General features: G+C 62.1%; 15 protein-coding genes. 4 read left to right on the plus strand and 11 right to left on the minus strand.

Going from position 1 to position 16,022, the window contains the following annotated elements; translation table 11 throughout:
• Window positions 1-45 precede the first annotated feature (45 nt).
• From pxpA to HHL24_RS18605, 4 genes are all read left to right on the plus strand, one after another.
• Complete coding sequence (pxpA, locus tag HHL24_RS18590) at window positions 46-798, plus strand: 5-oxoprolinase subunit PxpA (RefSeq protein WP_169486894.1); 753 nt, start codon at window positions 46-48, stop codon at window positions 796-798.
• Between the two features lie 259 nt (window positions 799-1,057).
• A complete protein-coding gene (locus tag HHL24_RS18595) occupies window positions 1,058-1,807 on the plus strand; it encodes a DUF969 domain-containing protein (protein ID WP_169486895.1) in 750 nt (249 codons plus the stop codon).
• Window positions 1,804-2,760: a DUF979 domain-containing protein gene (locus HHL24_RS18600; protein WP_169486896.1), complete on the plus strand. Its 957-nt coding sequence runs from the start codon at window positions 1,804-1,806 to the stop codon at window positions 2,758-2,760. Before HHL24_RS18595 ends, HHL24_RS18600 begins: the two co-directional genes overlap by 4 nt.
• Before the next feature lie 218 nt (window positions 2,761-2,978).
• Window positions 2,979-4,784, plus strand: a complete 1,806-nt coding sequence (locus HHL24_RS18605) for a tetratricopeptide repeat protein (protein ID WP_169486897.1) — start codon at window positions 2,979-2,981, stop codon at window positions 4,782-4,784.
• An 86-nt stretch (window positions 4,785-4,870) separates the two neighbouring features.
• On the opposite strand, the gene HHL24_RS18610 is transcribed toward HHL24_RS18605, so the two are convergent.
• From HHL24_RS18610 to HHL24_RS18660, 11 genes are all read right to left on the minus strand, one after another.
• The gene (locus HHL24_RS18610) at window positions 4,871-5,128 is read right to left on the minus strand and encodes a BrnA antitoxin family protein (RefSeq protein ID WP_169486898.1); all 258 of its coding nucleotides are present in this window, start codon (window positions 5,126-5,128) and stop codon (window positions 4,871-4,873) included.
• A 42-nt stretch (window positions 5,129-5,170) separates the two neighbouring features.
• Complete coding sequence (locus HHL24_RS18615) at window positions 5,171-5,449, minus strand: BrnT family toxin (protein WP_169486899.1); 279 nt, start codon at window positions 5,447-5,449, stop codon at window positions 5,171-5,173.
• A 200-nt stretch (window positions 5,450-5,649) separates the two neighbouring features.
• On the minus strand, window positions 5,650-6,801 hold the full coding sequence (locus HHL24_RS18620) for a TraB/GumN family protein (protein ID WP_169486900.1): 1,152 nt from the start codon (window positions 6,799-6,801) through the stop codon (window positions 5,650-5,652).
• Window positions 6,794-7,813, minus strand: coding sequence for a peptide ABC transporter ATP-binding protein (locus HHL24_RS18625; protein WP_169486901.1), 1,020 nt, complete (start codon window positions 7,811-7,813; stop codon window positions 6,794-6,796). Before HHL24_RS18625 ends, HHL24_RS18620 begins: the two co-directional genes overlap by 8 nt.
• Window positions 7,810-8,802 carry an ABC transporter ATP-binding protein gene (locus tag HHL24_RS18630; RefSeq protein WP_206002926.1) on the minus strand — a complete coding sequence of 331 codons (993 nt, stop codon included), beginning with the start codon at window positions 8,800-8,802 and terminating at the stop codon, window positions 7,810-7,812. Before HHL24_RS18630 ends, HHL24_RS18625 begins: the two co-directional genes overlap by 4 nt.
• A gap of 94 nt (window positions 8,803-8,896) precedes the next feature.
• Entirely contained in the window at window positions 8,897-9,814 is a 918-nt protein-coding gene (locus tag HHL24_RS18635) for an ABC transporter permease subunit (RefSeq protein ID WP_169486902.1), read from the minus strand.
• Window positions 9,815-9,821: 7 nt separating this feature from the next.
• Window positions 9,822-10,832, minus strand: coding sequence for an ABC transporter permease subunit (locus HHL24_RS18640; RefSeq protein ID WP_169486903.1), 1,011 nt, complete (start codon window positions 10,830-10,832; stop codon window positions 9,822-9,824).
• A gap of 132 nt (window positions 10,833-10,964) precedes the next feature.
• Window positions 10,965-12,593 carry an ABC transporter substrate-binding protein gene (locus tag HHL24_RS18645; protein ID WP_169486904.1) on the minus strand — a complete coding sequence of 543 codons (1,629 nt, stop codon included), beginning with the start codon at window positions 12,591-12,593 and terminating at the stop codon, window positions 10,965-10,967.
• 206 nt (window positions 12,594-12,799) lie between these two features.
• Window positions 12,800-14,443 (minus strand): ABC transporter substrate-binding protein, encoded by a 1,644-nt coding sequence (locus HHL24_RS18650; RefSeq protein WP_169486905.1) that lies wholly within the window; start codon window positions 14,441-14,443, stop codon window positions 12,800-12,802.
• Between the two features lie 330 nt (window positions 14,444-14,773).
• Window positions 14,774-15,604: a methylenetetrahydrofolate reductase [NAD(P)H] gene (metF, locus tag HHL24_RS18655; RefSeq protein WP_169486906.1), complete on the minus strand. Its 831-nt coding sequence runs from the start codon at window positions 15,602-15,604 to the stop codon at window positions 14,774-14,776.
• Window positions 15,605-15,615: 11 nt separating this feature from the next.
• Window positions 15,616-15,969, minus strand: a complete 354-nt coding sequence (locus HHL24_RS18660; RefSeq protein WP_028198543.1) for a phage holin family protein — start codon at window positions 15,967-15,969, stop codon at window positions 15,616-15,618.
• Window positions 15,970-16,022: the final 53 nt, after the last annotated feature.

Consider the following 16,022-nt stretch of genomic DNA (forward strand, 5'->3'; position numbering starts at 1 on the left):
AAAACTTGGGGCGGTCCGGCGTTTTCTTGAGAGCAGAGGAACACCATGGAAATCGATTTGAACGCCGATCTCGGCGAAGGCTGCGGCTCCGACGAGGCGCTGCTCGACCTCGTCAGCTCGGCCAACATCGCGTGCGGCTGGCACGCGGGCGGCGCCAACGCCATGCGCGACTGCGTGCGATGGGCGGTGCAAAAAGGCGTGTCGATTGGCGCGCATCCCAGCTTTAACGATCCTGAGAATTTTGGTCGTAAGGAAATGGACCTGCCGGCCAACGACATCTATGCGGGCGTGCTGTATCAGCTCGGCGCGCTGTCGGCGATCGCGCAGGCCGAAGGTGGGCGCATCGCGCACGTCAAGCCGCATGGCGCGCTGTACAACCAGGCCGCGCGCGACGCGAAGATCGCCGACGCGATCGTCTCCGCGGTCCATGATTTCGACCCGTCGGTAGCGGTGTTCGCGCTCGCCAACAGCGGGCTCGTGACAGCCGCACGCGAGGCGGGCCTGACTGCCGTCGAAGAAGTATTCGCCGACCGCGGCTATCGTGCCGACGGCTCGCTGGTGCCGCGCAAGGAGCCGGGCGCGCTGCTCGACGACGAAGACGTGGTGCTGGAGCGCACGCTCGCCATGGTGCGCGAGCGCCGCGTGCAGGCCGTGGACGGACACTGGGTGCCGCTCAACGCGCAGACCATCTGCCTGCACGGCGACGGCCCGCACGCGCTGGCGTTCGCACGGCGCATCCGCCGCGCGTTACAGGACGCCGGCATTGAAGTTCACGCGGCCGGCGCCGCGAGCGTCTGATCCGCGCATCGGCCAACGCGAGCCAGACAGCGCGATTCAACTGTTGCCCCACCCCAAACGCCCCGCTCCATGCGGGGCGTTTGCCAGGTGCGGGACGTATTGCAGTACCCGCAGTGAGTAGAAGCAGGTGCAGGTGCAGGTGTAGTCGAAGCAACGCGGCCAGCAAGAGCCGTGGCAACAAGATGGCGCGGGTTCCCCTGGCGCCGGCCCACGTTAGCCGTCACAAGCGGCAAGGTTGCAACCCTGTTTGGAGATCCAGATGCAGACAACAGTCAGTCTATGGCCGCTCATTGGCGTGGCCGTCATCATCGTCGGCTTTTTATTACGGTTCAATCCGATGCTGATCGTGGCGGTTGCCGCGATCATCACGGGTCTGGCCGCGCACTTCCCGCCGGAAAAAATCCTCGCCGAAATCGGCACCGGCTTCATCAAGACCCGAAATATCCCGCTGATCATTCTGCTGCCGCTGGCCGTGATCGGCCTGCTGGAACGGCACGGCCTGCGTGAGCGCGCACAAGCGTGGATCGGCGGCATCAAGGCCGCGACCGCGGGGCGTTTGCTGATCGTCTATCTGCTGGTGCGCGAACTGACCGCCGCTGTCGGCCTGACCGGTCTCGGCGGCCATCCGCAGATGGTGCGTCCGCTGATCGCGCCGATGGCCGAAGGCGCGACTGAAGCGCGCTTCGGCAAGATCAGCGACGCGGTTCGCTTCAAGCTGCGCGCCTTCTCCGCGGCGACCGACAACGTCGGCCTGTTCTTCGGCGAAGACATCTTCGTCGCGTTCGGCGCAATCGTGCTGATGACGACCTTCCTGAAAGAAGCCGGCATCGTCGTCGAGCCGATTCACGTGGCCGTCTGGGGTATCCCGACCGCAATTTGCGCGTTCATCGTTCACGGCTTCCGCCTCTATTTGCTCGACCGCAGGCTCGAACGCGAACTGCGCGGTAATGCCGCAGCGAACACCGCCTCCGTTTCGCCGACGCAACCCGCCGCAGGAGACAAAGCATGACGTTCACGATTACCTATCTGTTCTGGCTGCTCGGCGTGGTCCTGCTCGTCATAGGCGGCATGATCGTCACGGACAAGGAACACCCGCGCCGTTTCACCGCCGGCGGTTTCTGGATCCTTTACGCGCTGATCTTCCTGATCGGCGACAAGCTGCCGCCCTCGGTGGTCGGCGTGCTGGTGATCGTGATGGCGCTGATTGCGGGCTTCGGTGGCGTGACCGCGGGCAAGCCGAAACTGTTGTCGCTCGAAGCGCGCAAGGCGAGCGCCGCGCGTCTGGGCAACAAGCTGTTCGTGCCCGCGCTGACGATTCCGGTCGTCACCGTAATCATTACGCTGTCGGCCAGCCATCTGATCTTCGGCGGCATTCCGCTGTTCGAGAAGGCCAACGTGACGTTGATCGGCTTCGGCATCGGCTGCGTGATCGCACTTGCGATTGCCTGCGTGATGACGCGTGATACCGTCGGCCAATCGATGAAGGAAGCGCGCCGGCTGGTCGATGCGCTGTCATGGGCCGCAGTGCTGCCGCAGATGCTCGGCATGCTCGGCCTCGTGTTCTCGGACGCCGGCGTCGGCAAGGCGGTCGCTCACGTCACCACGGCCTACATCAGCCTCGACTACCGGTTTGTCGCAGTGGCCGTGTACTGCATCGGCATGGCGCTCTTTACGATGGTGATGGGCAACGGCTTCGCCGCGTTCCCGGTGATGACGGGCGGCGTCGGCGTGCCGATTCTGGTCGGCGTGTTTCATGGCAACCCGGCGGTGATGGTCGCGATCGGCATGTTCTCGGGTTACTGCGGCACCCTGATGACGCCGATGGCCGCGAACTTCAACATGGTGCCGGCGGCGCTGCTGGAATTGCCGGATAAGAACGCGGTGATCAAGGTACAGGTGCCGACCGCGCTGACCTTGCTGATCGTGAACATCTTGCTGCTGAATTTCCTGATGTTCTTGTAGAGCCGGTGGCCACGCCGCGTGGCAGATACCGGCATCGCGCCGACCTGTCGCGCTGGGCGGCGAGTCGCATCAGCCGTGACAAATGGACGCCGCCGAATTCGGAGGTGTCCGATCGCCAGGAAAGGGGCCGGAACATAAGCTGGTGGATGGTCTCCCCCATCCACATGCGCTGGCGACGCGCGCAACGCGCGCCGTCAGCGCTTTCCAGCAGGTCCCGCATGGAACATCAATCCCACCCTGACACCACGCGCACCAACGCGCCGCCCTCCGCTTACCTTACCTCGCTGATCGAAGCCGCGCTCGAAGCACACCAGGCCGGCCGCCTCGATGCCGCCGAGCCTTTTTACCGCGAAGCCCTCGTACTCGACCCAAGGCATGCCAAGGCGCTCCATTACTTCGGCGTGCTTCAACATCAGCGAGGCGACCATGGTTTCGCCGCCGAGTTGATGAGCGAAGCGCTCAAACTCGATCGCACCGACGCCGCCTGCTGGAGCAACCGTGGCCTTGTCGCCGCCGCGCTCGGCCATCTCGACGAGGCGATGATCTGCTATGACCAGGCGCTGCAGTTGCAGCCGGATTTCGCCGACGCGCGCAACAACTTTGGTGTCGCGCTGCAAGCGCAAGACTCGCTCGAAGAAGCGATCGGGCAGTATCGCCTGGCGTTGTCGGTGAATCCGTCGCTGGTCGACGCGCATCTGAACCTCGGCACGGCGCTGAGCAAGCTCGGTCGCTATAACGAGGCGCTGGCCTGCTATCAAAACGCGCTGTCGCTCGATCCGAAATCGGCGGAAACGCACTTCAACGCGGGGAATGCGCACAATGCGCAAGGCGATCACGCCGCAGCCGTCGCCAGTTTCGAACGGGCACTGGCACTGCGTGGCGACTATGCCGAGGCGCACGTCAACCTGGGCAGCCTGATCGGCAAGCTCGGTGACTACGCCGGCGCCGAATCGCAGTATCGGCGTGCAGTCGCACTCAAGCCGAACCCAACGAATCTGGTTTGCCTTGGCGGATCGCTCGGCGCGCAAGGCCGCCTGGATGAAGAGGAAGGCTTCTACCGCCATGCGCTGGCGCTCGACCCCAACTACGCGGACGCGCATCAGAACCTCGCGTGGCTGTTGCTCAAGCGCGGCGATTACAAGCAGGGTTGGCCGGAATTTGCGAAGCGCTGGCGCAGGAGCGATTACGAGGCAACCGCCGTGCCGGATGTTGCCGAGTGGCATGGCGAACCGCTCGACAGGCGCCGTCTGTTGCTGGTCGGCGAACAGGGTTTCGGCGACCACTTCCAGTTTCTGCGCTATGCGCCTGTGCTCGAGCAACTCGGCGCCACGGTCGATATCTGTGTGCGCGAGCCGCTGCTGCCGCTGGTCGGGCGCATCCCGGGCGTGCATCGCGCGTTCAGCGGTACACCTGACGGCCAGTACGATTTCTGGGTGCCGATGATGAGCGTGCCGTCGTGCGTCGGCACCGAACTGTCGACCATTCCCGCGGACGTGCCGTATATGTTTGCCGACAAGGCAAAGATCAAGACATGGCGCAAGCGGATAGACGCAGCCGGCAAAGCAAAACGCAAAGTGGGTCTCGTGTGGTCCGGCAGCCCGACGTTTGGCAATGATCGTTATCGCTCGATGACATTGGCCGAACTGAGTACGCTAAGCGAGCTGAAAGACATCGCGTGGTACGCGCTGCAGAAAGGCCCCGCGCACGATCAGTTGGCTGACGCGCCTGAAACTTTCCGTGCCCACGATTTCACCGCTGATCTGCACAACTTCGACGATACTGCCGCGCTCATCATGAATCTCGATCTGGTGATTGCCGTGGACACCGGCGTGGCGCACCTGGCTGCCGCGCTTGGAAAACCGGTATGGGTGCTGCTGCCCGCCAACTCGGATTGGCGCTGGCTCGAAGAGCGCAGCGATTCGCCGTGGTATCCAGCGATGAAATTGTTCCGGCAGACGAGCTTGGGCGATTGGGCGCCGGTGGTCAAACGTGTATCTGAAGAATTACGCGGCAGCAGTCTATAAAAGCTACGCTGCGCAGACATCAGGCGTTTCTGCGCAGTGCCTTCTCAAGCTTTTCAGCCGCAGACAGAATAAAGCGGCGCCGCACCTTAAGGACGACGACGCTGCTGCGCCAGCATGTAGGCGCGCAACAACTTGTTGATGCGCGTCTGATAGCCCGCCCCCTGTTCCTTGAACCAGTTCAGCACATCCGCATCCAGGCGCATCGTCACAGCCTGTTTCGGCGGAACATGCAGCTCAGCGCGGTCAAAAAAGTCGGCGCCCAATTCAGGCACGTCGCTCGTATCGATTTGCGCGTCGTCTGTCTTTGCGAGTCGCTTCCAGTCGGTTCCCGATGTTTTACCCATAATTTCGCCTCTGCTCGTTTCCTGCCATTGCCACGGTGACCGTCAATTCCAGACGCTGTGCTTGTAGCGTTTGACCTCGCGCTTCGTCGCCTTGCGGGCCGAAATGATACGGATCACATCCGAACTGCGTTCGACGTACACCACCACACCTACGATGGCGGCCATCCAACCTAGTGCGATCCAGCGGTCTTCCCCGTAATCTTCCCGCTGGTCTATCGCCGTCAGCACCGGATGCTCGAACACGTCGATGGCATCTCTAAAGTCGATGCCATGCCTACGGATGTTGATTTGATTCTTGATTTCGTCCCACTCAAAACGCACACAACACCTGTATTGACGTTTGTACATACATCATAGCACGCATGGACGCGCTATGGCCGCGTGAGCCGCGAGCAGTTTGCAGCGCACGTGAGCATCGGACTGGCTGTCGAAATACCGGTTCCTATTCTGGCCGAACGGCCTACCGTGGCTAGGACTGTGGTCGGCCACCAAGCACGTTTCGCGTAAGGCTGGGCCGCATCTCACCCCGCATCCACCACGAACCCGTGCTGCCGCAAAAGCTGCAGCACACCCTTGCGGCCGCCCAGATGCAATGCGCCGATCGCCACGAACACTGGCTTGTTCGGCCCGGCGATCAGCAGCATCCGCGACACGAAGCGTCGGTTGCGTTCGTACACGATCCTGTTGTCGATCGAAGCGGAGATGCGCTTGTCGCGCGCCAGCTTTTCGGACTTCGCCGCCTGCCAGGCCGCAATCGCATCGGCATCCCCCACCCGCCACAGTCGGTGCAACGTCTTCACATCGTCGACGTTTTCCGCGGGCGTCTGCACCAGGTCCTGCGCGAGCATTTCGCGCTGCTGCGCGAGCGTGAGTCCGGTGAACGCGCGCATCTGCTGCGGCAGGGTCTCGAGGCCGACGATCTTGCCGCGCGTCCTGATATACACGTTTTGCAACTGTGCTTCCGTGCCGTACTCGGTCTGCAAGCCGGCACTCAACGAATCGTAGGTTTCGACCACCAGGGACGCGAGCCACGGCCGCATCTTCTTGATTTCATCCAGCGCCGCGGGATTGCCGCGCAGGCGCAAGGCCAGCTTGCGCCACAAAGGCTCGGATAGCAGGCCCGGCAGACAATCACGGCGGCATACGCCGTACTTCGACACGTCGTCTTGCGAGACCAGCAGTTCGTCGGGTGAGAGCTCGAGCGCCAGCGTCGGCGAGGCCGCCAGTGCGCCAAGGATCGGCGCGCGGAACGGTTGCCCGGACGGATAGTCGGCGGGGTCGCCGACGTGCAACGTACCGAGCACGTAGATGGTCGTGGTGCCGCGTGTCGCGACATAGAACGGCATGCGCGCAGGCTGCGCGCGCACCGGGCCGCTCGCCGTAGTGCCCGGCGTGGAAGGTGGCGGATTGAAGCCCGGCAAGGTGGCGCGTGGCGGCGCCGGCAGATTGGGCACCGGCATCGCCGGCCGACCCGCCTGAGCGGGCGTATTGGCGGCCGCCCCAGCGGCGTGCGCGACGCCGATCGGCCCCGCGCCCAGGTGAAAAACAGAACAAACGCCGAGGAGCGCAGCACCGGTCAGTGCACGCACTCCCCAGCGCCGCGCGAAAGCAGCGCGGCGGCCACCATCACGCGAGCGGCGCGTAAGACGACGCGCCGCCACTGCATCAGGCATCCACGTCCCCCACCTCCTCGGCGCGGTGACACGATACCTGACGGCCATCCACTTCGCGCAACTTCGGCTCTTCGCTGCGGCACCGGTCGATCACGTACGGGCAGCGCTGATGGAACGTACAGCCCGGCGGCGGATTCAGCGGCGACGGCATTTCACCTTGCAGCTTGATCTTGATGGTGCGATCAGCTTCGAAGATCGAAGGCGTTGCCGACATCAGCGCACGCGTGTACGGATGACGCGGATTCGAGAAAATCCGCTTCTTGTCGCCGAGCTCCGCCACGCCACCGAAGTACATCACCATTACATCGTCGGCGATGTGCTCCACCACCGACAGGTTGTGCGAGATGAACACGTAGCTCGTCTTGAACTGCTCCTGCAGATCCATGAACAGATTGAGAATCTGCGCCTGGATCGACACGTCGAGCGCGGACACCGGTTCATCGGCGACCACGATCTGCGGATCGAGGATCATCGCGCGCGCAATCGCCACGCGCTGACGCTGACCGCCCGAGAACATGTGCGGATAGCGCTTTGCATGCTCCGGACGCAGGCCGACAGTGCGCATCATCTGCGCGATCCGTTCGGCGCGTTCGGTCGTACTCAGTTGCGTGTTAATCGCGAGCGGTTCACCGAGCGTCTGCTCGACGGTCTTACGCGGATTCAGCGAAGCAAACGGATTCTGAAACACCATCTGCACGCGCCGCCGTAGCGCGGCGATCTTCGCGTGATCGGCGCCGGCCACGTCTTCACCGTCGATCAACAGGCGGCCCGCGCTGGGCGCTTCAATCATGGTCAGTTGCCGTGCGAGGGTGGATTTTCCGCAACCGGATTCACCCACCACCGCCAGGGTCTTGCCGCGTTCGAGCGCAAACGACACGCCGTTCAGCGCCTTGACCGTGCCCTGGCTGAACATGCCGCGCTTCACCGTGTAGTAACGCGCAAGCTTGTCGGCAACCAGCACGTGATCGCCCGCATGGTCCGACTGGCGCCGCGGTTCGAATACTGCGTTCATCGTGCGCCTCCATGTGTGTGAACGTTGGCGTCGCCGCTCAGGTTCAGCGGTTTGATGCAGCGCACGCGCGCCACTTCAGCGTGACCTTGCATGGGCGCCAGTGCTGGGCGCGCTTTCATGCAGTCGTCGACCACGTATTTGCAGCGCGGTGCGAAGAGACACCCTTTGGGCCGGTCGTCGCGCCCCGGCACCATGCCCGGCAGTGCAGCGAGCCGCACCGCTCCGACATTGTGCTCAGGAATCGCCGCTAGCAACGCCTCCGTGTACGGATGATGCGGCGCGGCGAAGATGTCCGGCACGCGGTTGGTTTCAATCACTTCGCCAGCGTACATGACCGCCACGCGCTGCGCGACCTCGGACACCACCGCCAGATCGTGCGAGATCAGCACGAGCGCCATGCCGCGTTCCTTCTGCAGCTTGATCAGCAGCTCCATGATCTGCGCCTGGATCGTCACGTCGAGCGCGGTGGTCGGTTCGTCGGCAATCAGCAGCTTCGGGTTGCAGGCGATCGCCATCGCGATCATTACGCGCTGGTTCATGCCGCCCGACATCTGATGCGGGAACGACGTGATGCGGCTCTTCGCGTCCGGAATACCGACCTGGTCGAGCAACTCCAGCGCGCGCTTGTCCAAAGCGCTGCCGCGCAGGCCTTCGTGCAGCTTCAGCACTTCCTTGATCTGATAGCCGACCGTGTAGCTCGGATTCAGACTGGTGAGCGCGTCCTGGAACACCATCGCGATGTCTTTGCCGATGATCTTGCGGCGCTCTCTTGCCGATGCCTTCAGCAAATTCTTGCCGTTGAAGGTGATCTCATCCGCGGTGACTATGCCCGGCGCGTCGATCAGGCCCATCAGCGCCATCATCGTCACGCTCTTGCCCGAACCCGATTCGCCGACCACGCCGATCACTTCGCCCGGCGCGACATCGAGGTTAATCCGATCGACAGCGGGCAGGCCGTTGAAGTTCACCGCGAGATTGCGGATGGTCAATAAGGTGCTGTCAGTACGCGCACGGCCGCCCGAAACGTGCTGACCCGCCCCTTCGGGGGGCAGCGAATGTTGTGAGCGTGGGGATTGTTCCATGTCAGGCCATCCGTTTCAGTTTGGGATCGAGTGCGTCGCGCAGCCCGTCGCCGAGCAGATTGATCGCGAGCACAGAGATCAGGATGGAGAGACCCGGCATCGTGACGATCCACCAGGCGCTGTCGATATAGTCACGCGCCGAGGCCAGCATCGCGCCCCACTCCGCCGACGGCGGCTGCACGCCGAGACCGAGGAAGCCGAGCGCCGCGGCATCGAGAATCGCCGACGAAAAGCCCAACGTAGCCTGCACGATCAACGGTGCGGTGCAGTTAGGCAGCACTTGCGAAAACATCAAGCGCAGCGTACTCGCGCCAGCAACGCGCGAAGCCGTCACATACTCTTTCTGCAATTCGCCTTGTGCTGAAGCCCGCGTCAAACGCACATAGCCCGGCAACGCGACGATCGCAATCGCCAGCATCGTGTTGACAAGACCCGGACCGATGATCGCGACCACCGCAACTGCGAGCAGCAGCGAGGGCAGTGCGAGCAGCACGTCCATGATGCGCATGATCGGCGTGTCGGCCCATTTCTCGAAGAACGCCGCGATCAAACCGAGCACGATGCCCGGAATCAGCGCGAGCACCACCGAAACGAAGCCGATCCAGAACGACAACCGTGCGCCGTACATCAACCGCGAGAGGATGTCGCGGCCTGCTTCGTCGGTGCCGAGAATGAACTTCCAGTTGCCGCCGTCGAGCCATGCGGGCGGAATCTTCACCGAATCGCGATACTGTTCGATCGGACTATGCGGCGCGATCAACGGCGCGAAGATCGCGATGAAGACCAACACCAGCACGACGATGCCGGCGCCAACCGCACCACGGTTACGTGAGAAATTCGCCCAGAATTCACGGGCGGCGATGGCACGGCCGCTGGGCGGTGTCACCGCTGTGGGGACTGTATTTTGGATGTCTGCCATTTTCAGCTTACCTCGTATGGCGAATGCGCGGATTCAGCACGCCGTACAACAGATCGACGACGAGGTTCACGACGATCACCAGCGTAGCGATCATCAGGATACCGCCCTGCACCACCGGATAGTCGCGCCGGCCGATCGCGTCGATCAGCCACTTGCCGATACCCGGCCACGAAAACAGCGTCTCGGTCAGCACCGCGCCGGCCAGCAACGTGCCGACCTGCAAGCCGATCACGGTCACGACCGGAATCAGCGCGTTACGCAATGCATGCACGACGATCACGCGCGCAGGCGACAAGCCCTTCGCACGCGCCGTGCGGATGTAGTCCTCGCGCAGAACTTCGAGCATCGACGAACGCGTCATCCGCGCGACCACCGCCAGCGGAATCGTACCGAGCACAATGGCCGGCAGAATCAGATGGCTCAGCGCGGATTTGAACGCGCCTTCGTCGGTGGACATCATCGCGTCGATCAGCATGAAGCCGGTCACGTGCGGAATGTCGTATTCGACCGCGATGCGGCCTGAAACCGGCGTCCAGCCGAGCTTCACGGAAAACACCATGATGAGGATCAAGCCCCACCAGAAGATCGGCATCGAGTAGCCGGTCAAGGCCGTGCCCATCACGCCGTGATCAACCACCGTGCCGCGCCTGAGCGCTGCGAACACGCCCGCCGGCAAGCCGACGATCAGCGCGAACAGCATCGCGCAGAACCCCAGTTCAACGGTGGCGGGAAAACGTGCGAGGAATTCGCCCATCACGCTGGTATTGGTGATGATCGAGGTGCCGAGGTCGCCGTGCACAGCGCGGCCAACATAGTGGACGTACTGCATCGGCAATGACTCGTCGAGTCCGAGGCGATGCAGTGCGGCTGCATGCATCGCCGGATCGACGCCGCGCTCGCCCATCATCACTTCGATGGGGTCGCCCGGGATCAGGTGAATCAGCGCAAACGCGAGGATCGTGATGCCGATGAACGTCGGTATCACCATGCCGATGCGGCGCAAAACGAAGCGGAACATGGTTCGTCCCTATGGTCTTGATGAAGAAAAAACGCAACCGGCGACGAGGGCTTGTGACCCCGGTCGCCGGACCATTTCGACCAGTTTTCTAACCGTGCGAAAAGCTACTGCGTAAGCTTGACTGTATTACTTTTACTTGACGCTGACGCCGTCGAAGCGCGCATAACCGAGCGGCTCGATACGCATGTCGACCACCTTCTTGCTGACAGGCTGGTACACAGTCGAGTGAGCGATCGGCGAGAACGGCAGTTGCTGCGCGAAGATCTGCTGCGCCTGCATGTACGCCGTCGTGCGTGCGCCCTGATCGGACGACACACGGCCCTTCTGGATCAGATCGTCGAACGGCTTGTAGCACCACTTCGAGAAGTTGTTGCCATTCACCGCTTCGCAGCCGAGCAGCGTACCGAGCCAGTTGTCCGGATCGCCGTTGTCGCCGGTCCAGCCGATCAGCATCGTGTCGTCTTCACCGGCGTGAGCGCGCTTGATGTACTCACCCCATTCATACGTGACGATCTTCGCCTTCACGCCGATCTTGGCCCAGTCGGCCTGGATCATTTCCGCCATCAGACGGGCGTTCGGGTTATACGCACGTTGCACCGGCATCGCCCACAGCGTGATGTCGAAGCCGTTCGGATAACCAGCCTTGGCCAGCAAAGCCTTGGCCTTGTCCGTATCGTACGATGCGCTCTTCAGGTTCTTGTCGTAAGACCATTGGGTCGGCGGCATCGGATTCGTCGCGGCCTGGCCTGCGCCTTGATACACCGACTCGATGATCGCCTTCTTGTTGATCGCCATGTCGAGCGCCTGACGCACTTCGACCTTGTCGACCGGCTTGTGCGTCACGTTGTACGCGAGGTAGCCAAGGTTGAAGCCCGGTTGCGACGGCATGTCGATGTTCGCTTCAGCCTTCAGCGGCGCGATGTCGGCCGGACGCGGATAGCTCATCACCTGACATTCGTCGCGCTTGATCTTCTGCACGCGCACACCGGCGTCCGGCGTGATCGAGAAGATCAGCTTCGAGATCTTCACTGCGTTCGGCTTCCAGTAATCCGGATTGCCGTCGAAGCGGATCGTCGCGTCCTTCGTATAGCTGCGGAAGATGAACGGGCCCGTGCCGACCGGATACTGGTTGATATCGGCAGCTTTGCCGGCCTTCAGCAGCTGGTCCGCGTATTCACCCGAGAGGATCGACGCGTATTCCATCGCCAGATTCTGGATGAACGGTGCGTTGACTTCCTTCAGCGTGAACTTGACCGTGTACGGGTCGACCTTTTCGACGCCGGTGATCAGCTTGTCGAGGCCCATGTCCGTGAAGTACGGGAATTGGACCGGGTAAGCCTTACGGAACGGCTGGTTCGTGTCCAGCATGCGCTGGAACGTGAACACGACGTCGTCCGCGTTGAATTCGCGCGTCGGCTTGAAGAACGAGGTGGTCTGGAACTTCACGCCGTGGCGCAAATGGAACGTGTAGGTCTTGCCGTCCGGCGAGACGTCCCACTTTTCTGCCAGGCCCGGCTCGACTTTCGTGCCGCCGCGTTCGAATTCGACGAGGCGGTTATAAACGGTGAACGTGTTGGCCGTGAAGTCGACGCCAGTCGTGTACTGGGCCGGGTCGAAACCCGCTGGACTGCCTTCTGAGCAGTAAACGAGTGTTTTGTTCGGAATCTCGGCGTGGGCGCTCGTAGCGCCCAGCATCGATGCCGCTGCAGCTGCGACGAGCGTGGTAACACGCGCGGCGCGCAACAGGTTGTTTTGCTTCATGTTTCCTCCAGGTTCGGGGCCGGCTTCCGCCGGCGTAGCGCGATATTACTTGAGCTTGGCTCGCACCAACAAGCGGAGGAAAATACCCCCGTTGACGATCGGAAACAGTTGGGGCATAAGGCCGGCCGCACGCCGGCGCTGGCCGGAACGTGCGGCGCTGGAGGTGGGGGTCAGCAAAAAGTGGCCCACGGGTCGTTACTGGCCGGCTATTTCAGGCCGACGTTCATGAATTGCGTCGGACCGAACGGGTCGATTTTGAAGCCCGTGACGTCTTTGCTGATCGGTTGGTAGACGGTGGAATGGGCAATCGGCGTGAACGGAACCTGCTGCTTGAAGATTTCCTGCGCTTCCATATAGGCCTTGGTTCGCTCGGCGAGATCGGTGGTGCCGCGACCTTTCCTGATCAGGTCGTCGAAAGGTTTGTAGCACCATTTGGAGAAATTGCTGCCCTTCACCGCATCGCAGCCGAGCAACACGCCAAGCCAATTGTCAGGATCGCCGTAGTCTCCCGTCCAGCCGATCAGGATCGCCTCGTGTTCGCCTGCATGGGCGCGCCGGATGTACTCGCCCCACTCGTACGTGGCAATCGTCGTCTTGACGCCAATCTTCGCCCAGTCGGCCTGTAGCATTTCAGCCATCAGCCGGGCATTCGGGTTGTAGGGTCGCTGCACCGGCATGGCCCACAGGGTAAGGTCAAAACCGTCCGGGTAGCCGGCCTCCTTCAGCAGCGCCTTGGCCTTGTCAACGTCGTAAGGCGCGTCTTTCAGGTTCTTGTCGTAGCCCCATTGGGTCGGCGGCATGGGATTCGTCGCGATTTGCCCGGCGCCCTGATACACCGACTCGATAATCGCTTTCTTATTGATCGACATATCCAGCGCGCGTCGCACCAGCACGTTGTCGAGCGGTTTTTTCGTCGTGTTGTAGCCGAGGATGCCCAGATTGAACCCGACCTCGCTCGGCAGCGCCAGCGACGAGTCGGCCTTGATCTGCGGAATATCCGCCGGACGCGGGTAGCTCATCACCTGACATTCTCCGCGTTTCAATTTCTGCAGGCGCACCGCGGGATCCAAAGTGATCGAAAAGAGGAGCTTGCCGATCTTCACGACGCCCGGTTTCCAGTAGTCGGGATTGCCGTCGAAGCGGATCGTGTCGTCCTTGGTGTAGCTGCGGAAAATGAACGGCCCGGTGCCAACCGGGTATTGGTTGATATCGGAAGCCTTACCGGCTTTCAGCAGTTGATCCGTGTACTCCGCCGACAGAATCGACGCGAACGGCATCGCAATCTGCTGTAGGAACGGTGCATCGACCTCTTTTAGCGTGAACCGCACCGTGTACGGGTCCACCTTCTCGATCTTGGCGATGTTCTTTGCCAGTCCGAGATCGACGAAATAGGGAAACGGCACCGGGTAGGCCTTACGGAACGGCTGGTCGGGATCCAGCATCCGCTGGTAAGTGAAGACGACGTCGTCCGCATTGAATTCGCGGGTCGGCTTGAAGAACGAGGTGGTCTGAAACTTCACACCGTGCCGCAGGTAGAACGTGTATTGCAGGCCGTCCTGCGACACATCCCACTTCTCGGCGAGGCCCGGCTCGATATCTGTGCTGCCGCGTGCGAACTCCACAAGGCGGTTATAGACCGTGTACGAGGCGGCGGTGAATTCGACGCTGGTGGTGTACTGCGCGGAATCGAAGCCCGCCGGACTGCCTTCGGAGCAGAACACGAGGGTTTTGTCGGGCAAGGTGGCCGCGTCGGCTGCGGCGGGCGCGAGGCCGGCAGCCAGGACCGCGCAGGCGCTCAAGACTGGCAGGCAGGTATGGCGAACTGCAAACAGCAATCGGGATACTGTCATCACGTTCTCCGCACAGCAGCCAAGTCAGCTGCGCTTCGATCATAGACAGCGCAAAAATCGGGTTCAATGCGGGCTTACACGCCGCAGGGAAATGCCTGGTGGGAGTGATTGCTGCAGCGCAGCAGCGACTTGACGCGTTGAATTCCTGAACTGGATTTTCTGTGCGCGATATTGGATACAGGGCGCCGAGGTACAACGGGCGTTGCGACGAACGATTCAAGCGCTGGTGTGCCGGCACAAGCCCCATGCCGCCCAAACGCCAGACTCCCGGCGAAAAAAAACCGCGCGGCTGGATAAGCCGCGCGGTTTTGTGCAAAGGCTAGCCCGCGCTTAAGCGCCCAGCCGTTCGCAGATCGCCTTGGTCGCCGCCGCGCCATTGAGCGTGTAGAAGTGCAGGCCCGGCACCTTCGCGTCGATGAGACGCTGGCACAGGTCCGTCACCACATCCAGCCCGAAGGCGCGAATCGACTCGCGGTCGTCGCCGAAGCTTTCCAGTCGGCGCGCGACCCAGCGCGGCACTTCCGCGCCGCACATCTCCGAGAAACGCATCAGCTGCGAGAAGTTCGTGATCGGCATGATGCCCGGCACGATCGGCACGTCGACGCCGAGCTTCCTCGCGTCGTCGACGAAACGGAAGTACGCGTCCGCGTTGAAGAAATACTGCGTGATCGCCGAATTGGCGCCGGCCTTCACTTTATTGGCGAAGTTTTCCAGATCGTGACGCGGCGAGCGCGACTGCGGGTGGTACTCCGGGTAGCCGGCCACCTCGATCCAGAACCAGTCGCCGAACTCGGCGCGGATAAAGCTCACCAGTTCCGACGCGTAGCGCAGTTCGCCGACTTCGCCCATGCCGGACGGCAGATCGCCGCGCAGCGCGACGATATGGCGAATGCCATGCGCGCGGTACTCGTTGAGGATCGCGCGCAGGCTCTCTTTCGACGAGCCGATGCACGACACGTGCGGCGCCGCTTCGAGCCCTTCCTTCGCCATATCGACGACGGTATCGAGCGTGCCCTGTTGCGTCGAGCCGCCGGCGCCGAACGTGACGGACACGAACTTGGGCTTGAGCGGTGCGAGCTGTGCGCGGGTGGCGCGCAGCTTGTCGACGCCTTCCTGCGTTTTCGGCGGGAAGAATTCGAATGAAAGTTCGATCGGATTCATGGTTCAGTAGATCAACCGATGCTGCGGTTGCCGAAAATAAGCGCGGACAGCAGCCACGAAACGATGCTGTACAGAATCGAGCCGAAGAACGCTGACCAGAAACCCGACACTTCGAATCCCTTCAGCAGCGACGCGCACAGCCAGAAGCACAGCGCATTGACCACCAGAATGAAGAGTCCGAGCGTGACGATCGTGACGGGCAGCGTCAACAGGATCAGCACCGGACGCAGGATCGTATTGATCAACCCGAGCACCACCGCGACGATCAAGGCGGTGCCGAAGCTACGGATATGAATCGACGGTACGAGGTACGTGATGATCAGAAGCGCAAGCGCGTTGATCAGCCAGGTCAGCAGCACGGTCATGTAGAGCTCCTTTAGGCAGGATGTCCGTTTGAACGGAACGCGGCGGGCATGGC

Source organism: Paraburkholderia polaris (assembly GCF_012927345.1).
GTDB classification, from domain to species: Bacteria; Pseudomonadota; Gammaproteobacteria; order Burkholderiales; family Burkholderiaceae; genus Paraburkholderia; species Paraburkholderia polaris.

Excerpts from the sequence above, each read along its gene's own strand:
- pxpA (WP_169486894.1), top strand. The coding sequence starts at position 46 with ATGGAAATCGATTTGAACGCCGATCTCGGCGAAGGCTGCGGCTCCGAC.
- HHL24_RS18595 (WP_169486895.1), top strand. The coding sequence starts at position 1,058 with ATGCAGACAACAGTCAGTCTATGGCCGCTCATTGGCGTGGCCGTCATC.
- HHL24_RS18600 (WP_169486896.1), top strand. The coding sequence starts at position 1,804 with ATGACGTTCACGATTACCTATCTGTTCTGGCTGCTCGGCGTGGTCCTG.
- HHL24_RS18605 (WP_169486897.1), top strand. The coding sequence starts at position 2,979 with ATGGAACATCAATCCCACCCTGACACCACGCGCACCAACGCGCCGCCC.
- HHL24_RS18610 (WP_169486898.1), bottom strand. The coding sequence starts at position 5,128 with ATGGGTAAAACATCGGGAACCGACTGGAAGCGACTCGCAAAGACAGAC.
- HHL24_RS18620 (WP_169486900.1), bottom strand. The coding sequence starts at position 6,801 with ATGCCTGATGCAGTGGCGGCGCGTCGTCTTACGCGCCGCTCGCGTGAT.
- HHL24_RS18625 (WP_169486901.1), bottom strand. The coding sequence starts at position 7,813 with ATGAACGCAGTATTCGAACCGCGGCGCCAGTCGGACCATGCGGGCGAT.
- HHL24_RS18635 (WP_169486902.1), bottom strand. The coding sequence starts at position 9,814 with ATGGCAGACATCCAAAATACAGTCCCCACAGCGGTGACACCGCCCAGC.
- HHL24_RS18640 (WP_169486903.1), bottom strand. The coding sequence starts at position 10,832 with ATGTTCCGCTTCGTTTTGCGCCGCATCGGCATGGTGATACCGACGTTC.
- HHL24_RS18645 (WP_169486904.1), bottom strand. The coding sequence starts at position 12,593 with ATGAAGCAAAACAACCTGTTGCGCGCCGCGCGTGTTACCACGCTCGTC.
- HHL24_RS18650 (WP_169486905.1), bottom strand. The coding sequence starts at position 14,443 with ATGACAGTATCCCGATTGCTGTTTGCAGTTCGCCATACCTGCCTGCCA.
- metF (WP_169486906.1), bottom strand. The coding sequence starts at position 15,604 with ATGAATCCGATCGAACTTTCATTCGAATTCTTCCCGCCGAAAACGCAG.
- HHL24_RS18660 (WP_028198543.1), bottom strand. The coding sequence starts at position 15,969 with ATGACCGTGCTGCTGACCTGGCTGATCAACGCGCTTGCGCTTCTGATC.